At 60.2% G+C, this 18012-nt stretch carries 10 protein-coding genes and 1 pseudogene; 2 read left to right on the forward strand and 9 right to left on the reverse strand.

The annotated features are described in order from the left end of the window. Positions 1–260 precede the first annotated feature (260 nt). The 4 genes from ACNJX9_RS33835 to ACNJX9_RS33850 form a co-directional block, all read right to left on the reverse strand. Entirely contained in the window at positions 261–1274 is a 1014-nt protein-coding gene (locus tag ACNJX9_RS33835) for a hypothetical protein (RefSeq protein WP_439406370.1), read from the reverse strand. 966 nt (positions 1275–2240) lie between these two features. Beyond that, complete coding sequence (locus tag ACNJX9_RS33840) at positions 2241–3293, reverse strand: hypothetical protein (RefSeq protein ID WP_157083370.1); 1053 nt, start codon at positions 3291–3293, stop codon at positions 2241–2243. Between the two features lie 645 nt (positions 3294–3938). After that, positions 3939–4145: a cold-shock protein gene (locus ACNJX9_RS33845; RefSeq protein WP_439406372.1), complete on the reverse strand. Its 207-nt coding sequence runs from the start codon at positions 4143–4145 to the stop codon at positions 3939–3941. A 2520-nt stretch (positions 4146–6665) separates the two neighbouring features. After that, the gene (locus ACNJX9_RS33850; RefSeq protein WP_439410173.1) at positions 6666–7856 is read right to left on the reverse strand and encodes an acyl-CoA dehydrogenase family protein; all 1191 of its coding nucleotides are present in this window, start codon (positions 7854–7856) and stop codon (positions 6666–6668) included. 449 nt (positions 7857–8305) lie between these two features. On the opposite strand from ACNJX9_RS33850, the gene ACNJX9_RS33855 reads away from it, so the two are divergent. Further along, positions 8306–9547 (forward strand): cytochrome P450, encoded by a 1242-nt coding sequence (locus ACNJX9_RS33855; protein ID WP_439406374.1) that lies wholly within the window; start codon positions 8306–8308, stop codon positions 9545–9547. On the opposite strand, the gene ACNJX9_RS33860 is transcribed toward ACNJX9_RS33855, so the two are convergent. Continuing rightward, complete coding sequence (locus ACNJX9_RS33860; protein ID WP_439406375.1) at positions 9537–9845, reverse strand: hypothetical protein; 309 nt, start codon at positions 9843–9845, stop codon at positions 9537–9539. The two genes, ACNJX9_RS33855 and ACNJX9_RS33860, sit on opposite strands and share 11 nt — an antisense overlap. A 479-nt stretch (positions 9846–10324) precedes the next feature. Between ACNJX9_RS33860 and ACNJX9_RS33865 the strand changes: the two are divergent. Then, positions 10325–10989, forward strand: a pseudogene (locus tag ACNJX9_RS33865) (LysR substrate-binding domain-containing protein); the annotation flags it as partial. 47 nt (positions 10990–11036) lie between these two features. Here the strand turns inward: ACNJX9_RS33865 and ACNJX9_RS33870 are convergent. The 4 genes from ACNJX9_RS33870 to ACNJX9_RS33885 are packed head-to-tail and all read right to left on the reverse strand — an operon-like array spanning position 11037 to position 17827. Beyond that, complete coding sequence (locus tag ACNJX9_RS33870) at positions 11037–12236, reverse strand: Wadjet anti-phage system protein JetD domain-containing protein (protein ID WP_439406376.1); 1200 nt, start codon at positions 12234–12236, stop codon at positions 11037–11039. Between the two features lie 2 nt (positions 12237–12238). Further along, positions 12239–15673: an SbcC/MukB-like Walker B domain-containing protein gene (locus ACNJX9_RS33875; protein ID WP_439406377.1), complete on the reverse strand. Its 3435-nt coding sequence runs from the start codon at positions 15671–15673 to the stop codon at positions 12239–12241. After that, positions 15670–16308, reverse strand: coding sequence for a DUF4194 domain-containing protein (locus tag ACNJX9_RS33880; protein ID WP_439406378.1), 639 nt, complete (start codon positions 16306–16308; stop codon positions 15670–15672). The genes ACNJX9_RS33875 and ACNJX9_RS33880 overlap by 4 nt, the downstream gene beginning before the upstream one ends. Then, positions 16298–17827 carry a Wadjet anti-phage system protein JetA family protein gene (locus ACNJX9_RS33885; protein ID WP_439406379.1) on the reverse strand — a complete coding sequence of 510 codons (1530 nt, stop codon included), beginning with the start codon at positions 17825–17827 and terminating at the stop codon, positions 16298–16300. The genes ACNJX9_RS33880 and ACNJX9_RS33885 overlap by 11 nt, the downstream gene beginning before the upstream one ends. Positions 17828–18012: the final 185 nt, after the last annotated feature.

Genomic DNA, 18012 nt, shown 5'->3' on the forward strand with positions numbered 1-18012 from the left:
CAGGGCGTGTCCGTCATCCCGAGAGGTTTCGTGCCGTACGCTCGGTCGTGAAATGCAGCAGCCCATAATCTATACTCCTAACCAAAAGGATCAATCATCCGACCAGGGACTGAAGTCGTGATGGCGCATTGAGCGCGGTCTTTAGCGATCTGCGCAACGAATCACGAGGGAAGCAATGGGCCGCGTAGCCCGATATTCGTCGGCAAGCGAAGTCAAGGCTGGGCAAACCGCACTAGCGTTGACAAGCAAGAGGCATCCGGTCATTGACCCGCCCCTAACAGCGCAGAAGCGCACTCCGACAGCGGAGGATACCGGCGAGATTGAGCCTCTTGATTGGTACCGGGGCGATAGATCCTGTAGGGATTCGGTTGGCTTCCCGTCCGATAATCTTCCAGATTGCCGCCGAGAAACAAGACCTCCGTCTCTTTCGTCGGTATTCCATTCACCCACTCCCGCAATTTCGAATCTTCGGGATCGCTTCCTCGCGCCAGAACACCGTCGATTCGACTGGTTGACCAAGCGGCAACCTTCGGTACCGTGTAGGTGTGCAACTCCTTAGCTCTCTGGGCGATTGCCTTCGCACGAGCATCGCCATCCGAAACGAGCAGTTGTGAGGGCTCCTGGGCCAACGACACGAAAGAAGACAATTTGGCATAACCGTAGGCGTGCATTGCAGCCATGCGTGCCATATCGATTTCGTCGATGTCGTCGTTGCAGAACGCCTTAGCAACATGCGCTCTAGTGTGACAACGTAAATCCGCCATGGAACGTACATGCTCCATTGCCGCTACATCGTCGTCCATACGCGGCTTGCAGTGGTTACGCTTGTTCTGAAAGCGGTGCAGCTGCGAATATGACGAAGCCAAGACATCATTTAGAATATCTCTGCCATCGACGCTGCCGGCGGAAGACTCAGCCGTTGTTGGCCACTGTGCTGTTCGTCGCTCAGCCAGCCCGATCTCGTTGCTGAGCGCCTCAACGCTCGCTCCGACCAGCGATGCGGCAAGTTCGGCGCGTCCCCTGACAAAGACTGCCGCGGTACATCGTTCGCTCTGCAGGATAGTGCGTGGTGGCGTATTGCTATTTGTCACATTCGCAGGCGATTCCCGCTCGAGGTTGGCCGAATCTGAATGATGGGCTGACCGCAACTCACTTAGCTGCTGATCAAATTCCGCTTGATTCGGCGACGGGCATGATAGGGGGCTGGTTTGCGCGCTCATGTCGGCCGGTAGCTGTCGGGCGAAGTCAGCCGGGCTCCATGAGTCGTTATTCATTCCGTCTCCCACCTTGGGTCGTCTTGTTCTAATAGGGAGACCAGCTTTCGAGAAGCTGACGAACCCTGCGCTTTGGAAGGCGTAGAGGTGTCCTTCTCGGCACCCGGCATGGACTAGCTCAACGCCTGCTGTTCACCTAGCGTCGGCACTGGCCTTGTCTACGTCGCTGTCAGGCGAGTACGACAGCCGCCAAGCCCGATCTCGATTATGCCGGCTCTTGCGCGCCGCGCAGGAACCGACGACGGCGGCGGCCGGATTGGGCGTAGGATCTCGATTGGAACGCGCGTTTGCGTGATGAGCCGCCAGCGCGGCCGTTCCTTTGAACTTGCTGCGGGTCCAGAACTTTACGGCCGACAGACCGAGCGGTGTCCTACTGGTGGTGACGACCTCGAATGCATCAACACACTGCACAAGGACGGCTGCTGGTTTGTCCGGCTTTGTAGCACCCAGCGGTGATGGTTTTTGTGGAGCCGATCTTGCCGGGCGGGAACTTGGTCGTGTCCTGCAGGATCAGAACAGGCCCGTCGCTGCCTTGGAAACGCGCTCCAATCGCAGCGAAATTCCCGCCATCACGCTGTTCGGTAACGCTGCGGATGGTCGAATACCCTATAAGCCGTCTTCGTCGCAGCCCAATCCGCCGCAGGTTGCCGGAACCGGCTTACTCGAGGCGCCGGAAAGCTGCTCCAGCAACCGCCGTCGAAGGACGTTGCAGACGTTTAGCCTCAAGACTCGCCACCCCCGACTCGGCAAGTTGCCAGCCGACGTGGCCGGGCTCCGATCCAACATTCACGCGACGCCGCATTGATTCGGCGTCGCGGACAGAACAACGCCCGATTCAGATTGGGAGCAAGCCTGCTCGAGAATGTCCATAATTGAAACTACGCCGGAGCGATACATAAGGACATCGCCTATGGCTTGATCGCCATACGGCAGCCCGGATCACAAAGGCTTCCGCTGCTATGCGACTCAAGACTGGTTAGAGAGCGTATTCCGCACAAGTTTATGCTCAAGCCACCCGAAGATGCGGTCGTCGGCAGTCACAAAATTTTCGAACTCTTCTCCGTCAATCGTCAGCATTCTCGGTATCGCCAACTGTAGATCAATAGGTGCAGCGGCGCCATCAACTAGTAGTTTCATCGCTTCCGCTGCACTGATGATGCCGCGCCCACCAGCCACCACGAGAACTGGGCATCTTAGTTGCCGGAGCAAGCGCAAGCGGCGGGCTGAGATCACTTGCTCGTCCTGCACGTCGGCTGTTCGGGTGAGCCAGCCGACAGACGCCAGCATTCGAGCCAAATTCCAAAGACCGCCGTCACACACTGCTGCGGCCACACGACTGTCAAATGCGGCAAGGTCGGTTGCCAGGGCAGCGGACAGCCCATCTCCGTATACGCCAATACGAGCCGCATCGACGTCAGACCGGGTTGACAAGTAGTCCACACAGCAAGACAAGAACAGGTCCGATTGGCTGCGTCCTGTATCTGAGAGGTCGTCATGAGCGACTACAAGGACGGACATGCCTCTATGCATTACGACAGGCAAGAGCCTTCCGAGCAGTGTCGTTGCTGTTTCCGCTTCCGTGCTGATGCAAATAATTGCTGGGGCGGCTGAACTGCGATCACGAGCAGGCAAGAAGTGCGCTGAAATCTCAAATTGATCGCAACACTCGATTTGTACCCGCTCGACCTTCGGTCCCAGCTTTCCGAGTTTTTGAATGACGACGTTGATCTTCGCCGAAACGACTTCAATTTTCGAAGCGTCTTCACAAGCTAGTCGCCTGGCAACTTCAAAGGCGGTTAGCGCGCATAGCCAATCTTCTGCCACCTCATCAAAGTATCCTTTCTCTTTATTGGTATCACCAAGAACGCAGTGGGCGTCTCCGATGTTTAGCCATCTTACGACCCATTCTGTTCGACTTATGGTTGTGCAGGCAGTTTCGAGATTGTTGAGGAACGCCGCGGCGCCCCACCGTGTGGATAAAAGATCGCCCCTCACCTGAGGCCACGCAGCGCCGTCCATCCCATTTCGCCCCTTAGTGCGGATCTCAATGGATAGCCGGTTCTGCGAATGCCAGCTTAGCTCCACGTGTCGCAGATTGTACCTGGCAACGCAGGAGAAAACTTGCCGGTATTGCGCCATGTGTCGCCGAAATTCTGCTTTGGGTCGCGCGCGTGCGCAGTTTTTCGTCGGATTAAACGTCGGCCCTCCGCTGCACGAGACGAGTCAAAACTCAGTAGGTTCGAGAGAACAGCTCGCACGCCTTGCAAGAGTGGCTAGACTGCTTTCGCCAGGAGTTGCAAACGCGAATGATGCCTCCTGAAAACTTGGCGTCACCGGCGCGCGAACGCCACGATGAACTGGACCTAATGCTAGAATTAGAAAAACGAATGACGCTGTGAAAATCATTCCGACGATGCGTTGGAGAGTTAAGGACCAGGCTGCCTTTGGAGGGCTGAGGACTGACATTCGAGCCAATCGTCTTGCGGAAGCACTCACACAATTCGCCTCCTATTGCGAAGCACGCCTACTCACAGCGTCAGACAAGGAAACGGCCTCAGCGGCTCCAGGGGATATGATGAGGCCGTACCTACGCCTCGCGGACAAGCCGGGGGGGAGCAAGAATGACGAATGGTAGGACTGCCTTTTATTTTTGCGCGAGCGAGCTCATCCAAGTCGAAGATTTTCGGCAGAAATTTTGCCAGAAGCTCCGACCCTTGTCTCGTAGCTGATCTTCGCGCCCTCTGCCAACTCGGCATAGCCGGCCTTTTCTACGGCGCGGATGTGCACGAAGACATCGGGGCCGCCATCATCTGGCTTGATGAAGCCGTAGCCCTTAGTCGGACTGAACCATTTCACTATACCAATTGCCACCAAAAGTAACTCCAGATTGAACGCGCGGGATATAGCCAGAGTTCCTGCTGAGCATCAAGACCGCCGCAATGTACCAGCTGCGTGTTGCTGGGCGAGGACAACGTAGCCGGAAGGTGTTGCATGTCGAAGATGGAGAGCGGGAAGACGCTGGAAGACGCTGCACGGCGTGGAAGAGTCTTACGGGAACGGTTTTGATCTCGGAGAGCGAGCTCGGCGCCGACATCTACGCCATTTTCACATCAACGGGGCCCGACCGGTCTTTCTGCAAACGGAAACGATCGAAATCGCTTGCTTGTATTACAACATCACGACGATCCCGCGAACGCACTCGCGTAATATTCCGCCGTAACGGGTGATAAATCGGCAAGAAATTCTCTCGAACGTTGCCGTCGTGGGCCATGATCCGTGGGCAGCCGAAGATACTGCCAAGCGGGTCTCCTTTCGGGTGAAGCACACGAAACAACTCATGCCACGACGACGGAGGTGAAAGCGAGCGGTCGCAGCCGGTTCCGGGCGGAAGAGCACCTTACGATTTCGTGTCGGACTACGTCCACCAGCTCCCGTCGTCGGCGGTCGAGAAGCGCGAATATCGCGGCGACCACAAAGTTCACTATATTTGGCTAGTCGTGAAGGTTGACAATCGCGATCTCTGGGTCGGCGGCTCACCGCATCGATCAATTGGCCCATTGCGAGAGCGGCAACAGAGACGATATTCGACAGAACATGCAGGCGCACCTCGGTGCCGCCGGCTGGCAGGCGCACGTTGAGCCGAATGCTAAGATCCGCGTCGTGTGCCTCCCTTCGCGGTGCTGGCAGATGTTTGCCTAACATGACGTCGACAACAAGCCGCTTCAACCCTGACCCCACCGGCCACCTGGTTCCCTCGTTTCGCTATTCAACGCTTCGTTGTCCATAGAGCGAGGACAGCAGGCATGAGCGGACAAGCGACCGTCAGCATTGATCGTGAGAGTCGCCCAGCAGCACGGTTGCGACACCTCTTTGACGGCTCTGCCGCACAGTACCGAAAACGGTTGATCGACGTGAAGGAATGAATCGATCTCGGGAACCGGGCAGCCGTCGGACCGGCGTTGAAGTGACCTGTGAGCAGCGATGAACGGTGGTGCTCAGAACTGATTGATCCTCTCATTAGTAAGAAGACGAAAATGATGAGCGATATATCAGCCTACGGTGTGGCCGACCTACTGTCGAAGATGACTCTGCAACTTCGCGAAACGTGGAACAGTTGGCTGAAAATTCCAGTCGGCAGCGACCATAGCCGGTGACAGGCAGCACCCATGATCAGCGCGCCCCGTGACGCCGCCGGCAACTCTGTCCGCCGTTCCTCTCAAGCTTACGCGCTGGGAAGTCCAGCATTGGCTCGCCTTCGCCCATGAGACTCTCGATGAGACTATCGGGCGCTTCATCAGCAATTAGCCGATCCTTGAAGCTATCCCGCAGCGAATAAACCGCGTGTTCTTTGGTCGGCCGCAATCCATTCTCCAGACGATACTTATTCAACGCCGCGGAAAGGTTGGAAGACTTGTCACGATAGCGCGGGCAACCTGCGGCCGCTTTTTCATGGCGGCGAACACGTCGCCAACCGGCGGTATCTCTCGCTGCGAGTCAGCTGTCTTGAGGCGGCGTCCTTCGGATAGGATCTTCACGTGAGGTATTGGCCCTCCAGAACGATAACGTCTTCCTGCAAGCTCACGACCTTTAAGGCAGTACGCCCGTGTCGGCTACCACGACAAGCGTAAGCGAGCATCCTCGTTCAAGCCGTCCAGACCGTTTGAACTGGCTCGGCCCGACGCGCATCCCGATCCAGCTACCTCCGGCTACGTTGTGAGCACCGCGCTGAATCAGTCCGCTACCAGCGTGTATCGCTCGTCCCCATCGTTGTAGGCTCGCCGTCAGGTCAGGACTTGAGGCGCGATCGCGGGTCGGTGTTGCTTTCGAGAAACGCACATTGAGATCCAGACTTGACTAGGGCATCGGCGCCGGCCTCCAGCACCAGTGTCAGGCAGGCGATAGGGACGCGGCGGCCGTCGAAGACAAGCGCGGAAACGCGGCTCAGTCAGCAAATCCGGATCGTGGTAGCCGAACATCGCCGCGAGCTGCTCTTGCGCCGTGCGGAACGGCGGCACCTCCGTGCGCGGTGGTGCCCCATTGATACAGCAGGCGTGAACACTGCTGTCGCGAATGGCGGTTAACGCCGCGAGGAGCCCGCCATAGCTGTTACCCCCCAGGCCCGATCGTCTCATCAGGCGAGCGCATTAGGGCAATCTGGCCGCGAAGCGTTTCGTCACGGAATGGCTCGAGCTCGTGGCAGAGAACCCTACCGGGACCGCTGCCCTCCCCGCCGCGCCGGCGCGGCGCGCGAGCTTGGCGCGCTCTCGTTCTCGAGGCAAATCCGAAGGATAGCGATCCGGGCTGGACGCCCTGACGTGCCGTTCACCACCTTGAATCTGATCAGCCTTATCTCCCGCGGCATGGACGCATTTCGAAACCCGGGAACTCGACCTATTCTCCCCCTTCGTAGAAGAGCTCAAGCGGTAGTCCGACCAAAGATTTTCCGATCCAGTCCCGAGCGATAATGTTCGATGGGCCCATTGCAATGGCCGCGCGCGCATCGCGGAAGAAACGTTCGATCGGCCCTCGGCGATAGCCGTAACCTCCGGTCACTGTTAGTGCAGCGCCTGCAACCTCGTTCGCGACCTCGGCGGCATGCACCTTAAACTCGGTTAGCGGGATCAGGATTTCGCTTTGCGGTTTGCCGGCGCGCCAGAGTTCGTCCAACCTCGTTGCCAATTCGAGCCGCCACGGGCGCACCGACTCGACGAGCACCTTGGCCGCGCCGAGCTCCTGCCGGATCGCCTGATAATCTGCAAGTCTCTTGTTCCGATCCTTATGCACGAAACTTTCAGTGTGCTTGACAGCGGCATTCAGCGCGCCACGGGCCAAACCTTCCCAGACGGCACCGAGCCCGATAAGATTGACGGGCGAGACACCGTTGTAGATGATGTCCTTTCCTTGCCCTTCCGCGCCGAGCCGGTCCCGCCGCGGTACCCGCACGTTGTTGTAGCGGATGGGTCCTGAGTGATTGGCGCGCACGCCGAGCGCGTTCCAAGGCTTCGATTCGATCCCGGGAGACTTTCCGTGCACAATGAAGAAAACAATGTCGGCCTGGTCCTTGGCGCCGGGCGTGCGTGTCTGGACCACATAGAAATCGGCCTGACCGGAGCTCGTTGTGAAGGATTTTTTGGCATCAATCAGATAGTCGTCGCCGTCGCGTGACGCTTCGGACAGATTGTACCACCAGTGTCCACCGGTCGCGCGTTCGCTGGTCGAATATGTGCCAAGAAGGGTGCCGTTCTTCGCTTTGAGCCATCGCTCCTTCTGGTCATCGTTGCCATACAGGTTGATGGTCTGAGCCGCGCCGACGTGCATAACGTAGACAAGCCCGGTCGATGCATCGATCTGACCAATTCGATAAGCAGCTTCGGCGAAATCGACATGACCGAGGCCAAGACCGCCAAAGCGGGTTTCGCTCAAGACGCCGGTCCAGCCCACGTCCGCCAACGCCTTCAAATTTTCTTTGGGAAAGCGGCTTTCGAGATCATTGCGGTCGGCGTTGCGCCTTACGGTCGCATCAATGGCAGCATCCAGCCGAGAATAGAGCTCGAAGTTGTGTGCCAGCCCGGCTGTAATCATGGTCAGTTGATCCTTTGCCGACGAATTCAAACAGCGGCGTGCGTCAGTATTTTCCTCTCTGAAGTCAGTTTGCGGTGAGTCGCCAAGGTAAAGCGCCTTGATGTCGTCGCGGTTACGCAAGTGCGCTGGTGCACCGGACAGGACGCTATGGCCGTTCGAGGGGACGACTGCATGGGCCCCGATAATCGTACCGCGACCTTCGGATTCTGTTCAGCTACCAGGATTGAGAGGCCCCACTTTTTGCTGAGCTGCTTGAACGCTCAGCCGATCGATTTAGAAAGTCAATGCGACCTTACTGCCGGACATGGTAGGGAGAGACTGTCTTCACTTTGGGATACTCTGTTCTGGCGACGACCCGCTCGCAACCAAAACGCGGCGGCGGTTCGAACCATGAATCGCGACCTGTGGATCCGCAAGCTTTCGAGAGAGAAGATTCTGCGGAGAGGATCATGAAAACGCGATTGGCAGGCTATAGAGGCGATCATGCGTGTCATATGCCGCTGAGCAATCTGGATGTAAGCGAAGCCAAGCGCTTTCAGGATGACAGCATATGGAGCTGCTTCGAGCGATTGCGAATGGAAGATCCCGTTCACTACTGCCAAGACAGCCGTTATGGTCCATATTGGTCCATAACGAAATACCGAGATATCGTCGCGATAGATGCAAATCATGAGACATTTTCGTCAGAGCGAGGCGTCACAATTGTCGATGTGCCGGATAAGCACTGGACTCAAAGTTTCATCAAGATGGGACCTCCCAAACATGGCGAGCAGCGCGCTACTGTAAGCCCGATAGTCGCGCCGGAAAATCTGACGAAGCTCGAAGGCTTGATCCGCCGTCGGGTTAGAACGATTCTGGACGGCTTGCCGCTGAATGATACCTTCAATTGGGTGGATATGGTCTCCATTGAGTTGACGACGCAGATGCTCGCGACGTTGTTCGACTTTCCATTTGAGGATCGCCGGCTCCTAACCTATTGGTCGGACGTAGCTGTTTCTGTTCCGAAAGTAGGTCATGCGATCGACACCTGGGACAAGCGCAGCACGATCTTGTCCGAGTGTTTGGATTATTTCACGCGGCTTTGGAACGAGCGCGTGAATGCCGAGGCCCGCCTGGACCTGATTTCCATGATGGCACACTCGCCTGCAACTCGACACATGGAGCCGAGCGAATTTCTCGGGAATCTAATTCTGCTGATCGTGGGCGGGAATGATACCACCCGCAATTCGATTACCGGGGGCCTCCTGTTCATGAACCAGCACCCCTGCGAGCTGCGAAAACTACGCGAGAACCCCAAGCTGGTGTCGAGCGCGGTGTCGGAGATTATTCGGTATCAGACGCCCATCGCACATATGCGGCGCAACGCCGCGGCCGATATCGTCGTGGGTGGGAAACAAATCAGGAAGGGCGACAAGGTCGTCATGTGGTATATTTCTGGTAACCGCGACGAAGAGGTCATCGAGAACGCTGACAGCTTCGTCATCGACCGCAAGAATGTGCGGCAGCATCTCTCCTTCGGATTCGGTATCCATCGTTGCGTTGGGCGACATCTTGCGGAGCTGCAGTTGAAAATCCTCTGGGAAGAAATCTTGAATGCGCGGCTGGAGATCAGGGTTGTCGGCGAACCCCAGCGAATTGCGTCGAACTTCGTGCACGGTTATTCCGCTCTCCCTGTGCAGATTAGAGCTTAGGCTGTGATGATCCGGCTTGAGAGTCACCCAGCAGCACGGTCCCGTCCCCTATTGTTTGCTCGCCGTCAGGCCAGGACTTGAGGCACGACCGCGGGTTGGTGTTGCCTTCCCGAAAAGCGCTCTGAGATCCAGGCTTGACCAAGGCATCGGTGCCGCCCTCCAGCAGCAGTGTCGCGCAGGCGATAGGGACGCGGCGGCCGTCGAAGTCAAGCGCGGAAACGCGCTCGGTCAGTAAATCCGGATCGTGGCAGCCGAACATCGCCGCGAGCTGCTCTTGCGCCGTGCGGAACGGCGGCACCTCCGAGCGCGGTGGCGCCGAATTGATACAGGAGGCATGAACACGGCTGTCGCGGAGATCGGTTAACGCCGCGAGGAGCCCGCCATAGCTGTGGCCCCACAGCCCGATCTCTCAGCAGAGAGCACATCAAAGGAAGATCGACGAAGCGGCTCAAGCCGCCTGCAACGTCGTCATCGGCAAGGCAGCATATCTCGTCCACGGCTCGGATAACGGCGGTGCAGGAGGCGGTGATGACAGCTTGCATCTTGATGCGCTATTACTCGCACTCTTGGAGAAGATACGAGCCAGAAAGGAGGTGGCCTGCGGCTCACCGTCTTCGATGGTTCAAAACGTTCGCCATGAACGTAACCCAAGTTCTACGACGGGGGACGATCAGCCGGTTGAAATGAAGATTGAATAGGACAGGCCACCGACTGTGGCAGCCTTGCTTTTCAGCCTGAGCTTCTTCAATTGCGCGTTCCAGTTCGCCACGCTGCTGCATCCAGCTCTCGATTGCCGGGGGTGACACGTTCGACCCGGCCAAATCGGATCGGCGCTTCCGGGTCGTACTGTCTGACTTCATGGCGTTGGTGTTCTTCCGGACCGTGATTGCGCGTGTCGGGCGCGAGGCCCCTGGCATCACGTTCGAGCTGGTTCCGCTTGACGATCAACCGGTCGAGCCGCTGCGGCGCGGCGAGGTGGATTTCCTGATCTTTCCAGAAATGTACATGTCAAACGCGCACCCCAAGGCAAAGCTGTTTGACGAGACGCTTGTGTGCGTGGGCTGTCACATGAACAAGCAGCTTTCACGCAAGCTCACTTTCGAACGGTACATGTCGATGGGGCACGTTGCGGCGGAGTTCGGACCAACGGGAAAGCCTTCGATCGAGGCGTGGCTCCTGCTCCAGCATGGCCACAAGCGGCGTATCGAGGTTGCCCTGCCGAGCTTCAGACCACCGCTGCTGCTGGGCACCGAGAGGATCGCGACCATGCATTCACGGCTGGCTCGGCTTTTCGCAACGACGATGCGGCTGCGGATCGTTGATCTTCTGCTGCCGCTATCGGCCTTTACGGAGGCCGTGCAATGGCCGGCGCTTCGCAACAATGATCAGGCAAGCATCTGGATGCGGGAATCATGCTACAGGAGGCGTCCCGCATGGCGTGACGCCCGCGATCTTCGCGCCAAGCTACCCGAAGGTTATCTGAAAAATGTCAGTCTCGCCTGGTTTGCGCCGACGTGAGTGTGGCGACTCCGGGCAAGATCGGGTCAAGCTCCTCCTGCTCGAGCGTCTTTGCGTCATGTTCGGCCAGGTACGCTGCCAGCGCTGCGATACCAGAGTCCGGTGGGCATCGAGCGGGGGCGGACTTTTTGGACGGCACTTGTCCCGAGCGCTCGGCGATTTCGACGCTCATCAGGTGCGGACGGATCGGCCGTCCGATGGCGCGCTCGATCGTGTGGAAGATCCAGGTGCCGTCCGGATCGATGTCCGACCAATGAAAGATCGGGGTCTGTTCGGACACCATTCCTGCGATCGTCCGCAAGGCCTGTTGGGTGGCGAGCGAGGGATATCCGCCGACGTACATCGTCATTCCCAGTCGACCGGGGTCGGCCTCGGCGATGTGCCTGTTGAAGCTTGCGAAGTTTTCGATCGTCAAAACGTAGGCTGGCGGCTCCCGGAAGCGGACGCGATCTGCCTCCTTGGGTGCGATCCCGAGATAGAGCGGAGCGATTGTGGACAGATCGGCCCCTTGGAGGTCGATCTTGCCCGCGATCAGCAGCGGCGGTGCGAAGCGCTCCAGTCCGATTGCCCGCAGTGCCTCGCGGGGCCGCGCGCCCGGCGGAAATTGCATGATGCCGCTCAGGAGCCGGACCACGGCACCCTCGATGCGTTCAAGCGTCTTGCTGTGCCCCACTGTCCGTCGCGAGAAGGTCTTGTAGTCGACATCGAGATGCTTGTTGTCTAGAATCGCTTGGGCGAGAACGAACGCGTGGCGCAGCGTGTCGACGTCGGACGAAGCGAATCCGTGCCACGTCTTGCCCCGCCCCCATAACTCGGCGATTTGAGATGCGCTGTTCTTCAGCTGGCCGTCCAGCGCCGATCCGGCGACAAGCCGCGCGGCGGCGTCCTCCGCAATCCGCGACGCCGGGGTGCGACCGAGGTATCGGTATAGGATCTCCGCCGAGGCCAGCCGCACGTGTGCGACTTGGTCCCGCTTGGCGCCGCGGCCCCAGCCAAGAAAGACCGCGCCGGCACTTTCGGCGTCCCTGATCTGTTTCAGGAAGGCGTCCGCCACGACGACCGATGGGAAGGCGGCATAGTCCGGGTGGGCGATTGGACTTGCGGCTCCGGCCTCGAAGCGGTCGACCAGGTCGTTCAGCAGCCCGTTCGCGTCCGTGAAGCGCCGCGCCATGGCTACTCGGCGGCCAGACGGGTGGCGAGTTCATCTTCGGACATCAGGTCCGGATCGATTGCCATCAGTTCGCGCTTGGCCTTCTCTTTCAGTTCAACCACGGTGGCCCTGGACTGTTCGCCGATCCGGTCCACCTCCACGATGGTATCCATGTGCTCGAGCACGGCGACCCGCTTCTCGAACGGCGCCGCTATCACGAACTGAAGGCCGAGGTTCTTGTAGAAGCTCATCATCTGCCGCTGGTTCTTGCCGTCCATCTTGGAGAAGGCCTCGTCGAACATGGCGAGGGCGAAGCCGGCGGGCTTGCCGGCACGACGCTCGGCGCTGCCGTAGACGGCGGCCAGCGAAGCGCCGATGGCGACGTAGATGGGCACCTGCTGTTCGGCGCCGGATCCGGTGCCGCGCCGCTGCTCCCAGCGGGTCGAGCGGCCGGTTGCGACATCCTCCATGTGGATTTCGAAGGTATAGAAGTTGCGGTAGTCCTCGAACTGGGTAAAGTCCTTGTCGGGGTCCTCGAGCAGCGCCTCGAGCGCAAGGATCGTATCCTTGTGCGGAAAGTCGTCGGGCACGTCGCCCCGAAACAGCATGTCAAGCGCCTCCGGAGACGTCTTGGCGATCTCGATGATCTTCAGGATGGGCTGGAATTCCACCACCTGCGTGCGGTGGAACGAATATCGCTCGTTGTGGAAGGGATGTGCGTAAAGGCTACGGTTCAACGACTGCAGCTCCCGCTCCATCTTGCCGATCCGGGCCGTGAGCGCGTTGATGAACTCGCCGCGCAGAAGGGTGGACGCCTTTTCCGCCGCTTCCCGCGCCTGCCGTTCGTACTGGTGTAGCTCGTTGGATTCGATATCCGAGATGAGCTGCTCCATCCAAGGCTTCACCTCCCGTAGCGGCTCGCTTTCCGCGCCGACTTGCGAGCTCATCCCGAACTGGTCGAAGTAATCGTAAAGGAGCTCGCGGACCCGTCGCTCGATCCGAGAGCGCTCGGTGTCCGAATTGTCCGCATCCTTTAGCGCCTTGTCGGCGATGGCGCGGTGTTTCTCCGCGAAGCCTTTTTGGGCCACGGCATCGAGGCGCTCGCGGTAGACGACCCTGCCCTTCGCGGCGGAATAGAGCGGAAACGTCTTGCGGTAGATCGACCGAGCGACCCGGAGGTTCAGCTCGGAGCCGGGCACGTTCTCGCCCTCTCCGAGCCTCCTCTCCGCCGATCTGACCTCGCCGTCATGCTCGCCAAACACTCTCTGCTGGGTCTTTCTCTCGCCGAGCCTCTTGTCCTTCAGCTTCTGCTGCGCTCTCTTCTTGTCGCCAAGCCCGCCGTCGCCCACGCCGTCGAGCGCATCGAGCCTGGCCTGCGCTTCGGCGATCTCGGTCTGCGCGGCCGCGAAGGCTGCGGCGCAAGCCTTCAGATCGTCTTGTCCATCGCAGATGTTCTTCAGAGCGGCAAAGGCCTGCTCCGCGGCCTGGGCCTCCTTGCTCTTGTCGGTCAGGATCCGGTCCAGTTCCTCGGCCTGATCCTGCAGGGCGCGCAGGGCGTTCGCTTGGGCCGCCTTTCCGATCTTGTGCTGCGAGGCTTCGATCCAGCGATGGGTCCTGACGAGTCCGTCGTCATAGAGGCCGTCCTTCATGATGGCCCTGCCGGGCCTGTTGAATTGGTCGAGCGTGTCGGCGAGACGGACCGTGCCATAGCGGCGCATGATGAACGCCATCGCGTCCGGATCCTGGCTCCGGAAAATGGACGGGAAAGTGCCGCGTTCAGGCTTGGCCCTAAACTGCTCGAGCTTGTTCAGGCTCACCAGGGATGCGTGGCGGAACTCGCGGCGGCCTTCCTTGAAAATCGCCGTGGCAGCGCTGATGTCCGCTCTGTCCACGAATACGGCCTCCCGGTCGCGGCCGAGGAGCGCCTCGGCGGCTCCCGCCCATTCGGGTTCGGCGACTTCGATCATGTCGCAGAGCACGCGCGGGGCCATTCCCTTCTGCCGGAGCCTGCGGCAGAGCAGTTCGGTGTCATCGCCGAGATAGGCCCGCGCCCCTCCGGAGGCATGCTGTCGGATGCGTTCGAGCACCTCGTCGCGCCGGCCTCGGAGCCCGGAAAGGTCCGCAATGATCATCTGACGCGCTTCGTCGATCTTCGGCAGCCATTTCGCGCCGCTGACCGCGAAGGATTTCTCGGCCGCGGAAAGCTCGTCGGAGACCAGCGCGATGTGGAGCCCCGTGGCAACGGTCAGAAGCCGCTCCAGCGCAGGGACGAAGTCCTCGAAAGCGTCCGCACACATTGCCCGGAGCGGATGCAGGCGATGGATGTTGTCCAGGCGCGCCTTGAAGTCCGACGAGGCGCGGTGCGCCGCCTGCGCGGCCACATCGGCCGTCTGCTGCAGCGACTTTCTTCCGGTCTTGGCATCGTGCTCGGCGATTGCGGCGGTGAGGCGTTCGATCTCGTTATCGATGGCCTTGACGTCCTCGTCGATAAATTCGAGTTCGGTTGCTGCGGCATCCCGGCGCGCCATCTCGGTACGCCGTTTGGTCTTGAAGTCCAAGTTCGTCGCTCGGGCGGCGAGCCAGGCCGCGCGTTTGGCGATCCACTCCTCCCTGAACTTGGTCTCGAGCGCCTCTTGCAGAGCTGCGAGGACGACCCGAAGCGCGCTCAGGGCTTCGAGTCTGAGGCGCATCTTCCTGATGGTCTCGCTGATGTTGCGGTAGGTCTGGATCGACTCGCGCAGCTCTTTGATGCCGATCGAACTTTCCTCGAGGATGTAGTTCCGCACGAACTGCGTAGCCGTCTGGTTGTGATCGAGCGTCATGGCGTTGACGATCGATTTCTGCAGCGCGCTGGCGTTCTGCTCGCCGTAGGGCGAATGCGGCAGGAGATGGCGCATGTACTCGCGGACGTAGTCGCCGGCCCGGTCGCGGTGATTAACGAAGTTGCCGTCGCCGACCATCGCGACGACCCGGGCGCGCACTTCTTCCCACTGCGCGGGGAACTGCGACTGTCCTCGCTGTTCGATGAAATCCTTGGAGCTCAGAACGGCCCCGATGACGACGAACAGCGCCAGCACGGTCTCCCTGCTGTCGGACTTGCGCGCCTCGAGCGCCATACCGATCGTGACCGGCGGCCGAGTGCCTTCCGTGTCTTCGAAGCCTAGCGCGATGTAGGTGCGCGCCTCGTCGCGCCGGCGCTGGTCTTCGCCGAGCGTCCCGAGGCAGTAGTCGACGACGCTGCGCTTCGAGCCGCTGCGCGACTTCCCGCTGTCGCCGGCGACTGCGTTCAGGCGCAGGAACCGCCGGCTGCCGCCGGTGAGAACGACCTGCGCCATGTCGAGGATCGTGGATTTGCCGGACCGGTTCTCGCCAAGGACCCCGACGTGTCCAGTCACGTCGATATCGGCGATGTCGAATAGGTGCCAGTTCACCATTGTGACGTGGCGTAGCTGCATCATGCCTCGTGTCCCGCGGGCTGCGGAAACCGGGCCTCCTCGCTGCGGACATAGCGCTCGAGCCGTTGGAGGGCGTCGCCGCCGCTGATCAGCTTGATCATCGGGCGTATCCTAATCTCGCAGTCCTGCTGTTCGTCGTCGAAGTCGCCGATCTCGACCAGGCTGCGCTGGGCGGCCTCGCGCAGGATGTCGCGGAAGCGGGCGGCCGAGATCGCGCCTCCGCCGCCATGTTGGGCCATCTCCCGGTAGCGGTCGAACAGGTCATTCAAGGTGGCGACCACGACGGCACGGTCTTCGACCGCTCCGACGTTCACCTCCTGCTGCCAATTTGCTGCCAGCACCAGCATGACGATGGTTTCGTCGAGCTTCATCCGAGGCAGCGGCACGTCCTCGTCCATGGCGACAATGCCGGCCCACTGCGCCTCCGGATCGCGATGGACACGGTATCCGCAACTGTCGAAGAACCCGTCGACCACGTCGCGGAAGCGACCGTCCATGAGCATGTTGTAGACAGTCCCAGTCCGGGGATCTCCCGCGAACACGAACTGCCGCCGCAGCAGGAAGTGTAGCGCTTTGCGGAGGTCGGCCGCCTTCTCCGCGCCGGAGGAGCGCTCGATGTTTTCGAACTCACTGAGCATGGGCCGCCCTCGCGTTTCGGTGCGGGCCGGATCGCTTGACCACGAAGTTCGCGCACCTTAGCCATTCGCTGTCGTGTGGCGGCGTATCCGGACACGGCTCCAGATCGAACCCGGCCGCGATCAGCCCCGGGACCTCGCCCGTCAGTGCGTATCGGCGGGCGCAATCGAAGGCGAGGAAGTCGTCCACGGAATCGATTTCCATGAAGCGGGCTTCTTTGGTCGCGAATGGCGGCACCTGGCCCTCGAGGAATCGTCTGACGTCCTCGGGGCGGGGTGCGATGCGAGCGATGTATTCGAGACGGAGCTTCTTCCGCAGCTCGTAGAGCGGGTCCGAGGGCGGCCCGGCGAGTTCCCTTGCCTCGACGGGGCGGCGCGGTTGTCTGGCCGGCGCCTGATGGTGCTCCGACCAGGGCGACCGTAGCGGCTCGATGCTCCATTCGACGGTCGCCTTCTCGTGCCTGCCGTCCCGCAGCAGGGCGTCAAGTCGACGGACGAGGTCGCCGGCCCGGCCGACGAGTCCCTGCCCGCCTCGCTCGGCGTACTTGATCGTGTTGCGGACCCGGGCTTCGAGCTGCCTGCGGAAGGCCTCGATCCGTTCGAACATTTCACCGATCTGTTCGAAGATGTTTTCGATGGCGAGCAGGTCGTCCGCCGCAGCCATCCGCCCATCCTCGACGTCCGCTGCCATGCTGGATGCGGTGTACTCCTCGGCAAGGACCTGCATGGTGTCCGGGGTGTAGGAGATCCTCCGCGCAAGATCGACGATTGCGTCACGGAAGCGGTACGGATGGTTGACGGTGAGGATGGACTCGAAGTCCTTCAGCAGGAGCTGATCGACGAACTCCTCGAAGAAGGCCTCCAACCGGGTAGCCACTGTCTTCGACTCCATGACGGTCCGTCGGATTCGCTTCAGGTCGGCCAGAATGGCCCGCAGGCTCTTGGTGAACTGGTCAGCCTGGTTGCGCGCCTCGCGGACGGCGAGCGCGGCTTCGCGCTGCTTGCGGTCGGTGATCTCGGGCCTCAGCTTTTCGACCGCTTCCAGGTTCAGGCGGATCTGCACGATCAAGCCGCCGAACCGCTGCGAGAGATCCTTGTTGAGGCTCGCCAGCCGCTGGATGATCAGGAGAGGTCCCATCGCCATATCCACGGTGACCCGAAGGCCATATTCCTCTTCTTCGAGCCATCCCCAGGCGAGCAGCCGTGCGTAAAGCTGCCGCGCCAGACCGAGCGCTTTGTCGCCCTTCTCGGAGGCGAGCGCGACATCCGCCTTGCGGATGCGGCGGCGACCGGCCGAGATCATTTCCGGCAGGTTGCCGAAATCATCGCCCTCGCTCCACAGTGCGGGATTGGCCCGCATGACGTCGTAGATGGCGTGGACAACCTGCTGCGGCGTCGGGAACGCTGGTGCGCCCGAAAAGAAGCGTTCGTGGAGGTCGAGCAGACACGCCGCGTACAGGTGCTTGTGATCACGCGAAAAGGCCAGAAACGCGTCGTCATGCAAATGGCGGAACAAGGACAATGGACACTGCTCCTCGGGCCGACTGCGGGTCGGCCCCTTACACTCATGATGTGCCGGAGAATATTGGTTATTGAGAGCGAGTTCGGAAGGGTACAACCGGAGGAATGGTTCTTAGTATGTTCTTATATAGCCTTCTGGGCCGGGCACTGTCGAGCCCCCGAAAGTCGCAAGGTGCCAACGCAGGC

This window comes from Bradyrhizobium sp. BLXBL-03, assembly GCF_051853015.1.
GTDB lineage: Bacteria > Pseudomonadota > Alphaproteobacteria > Rhizobiales > Xanthobacteraceae > Bradyrhizobium > Bradyrhizobium manausense.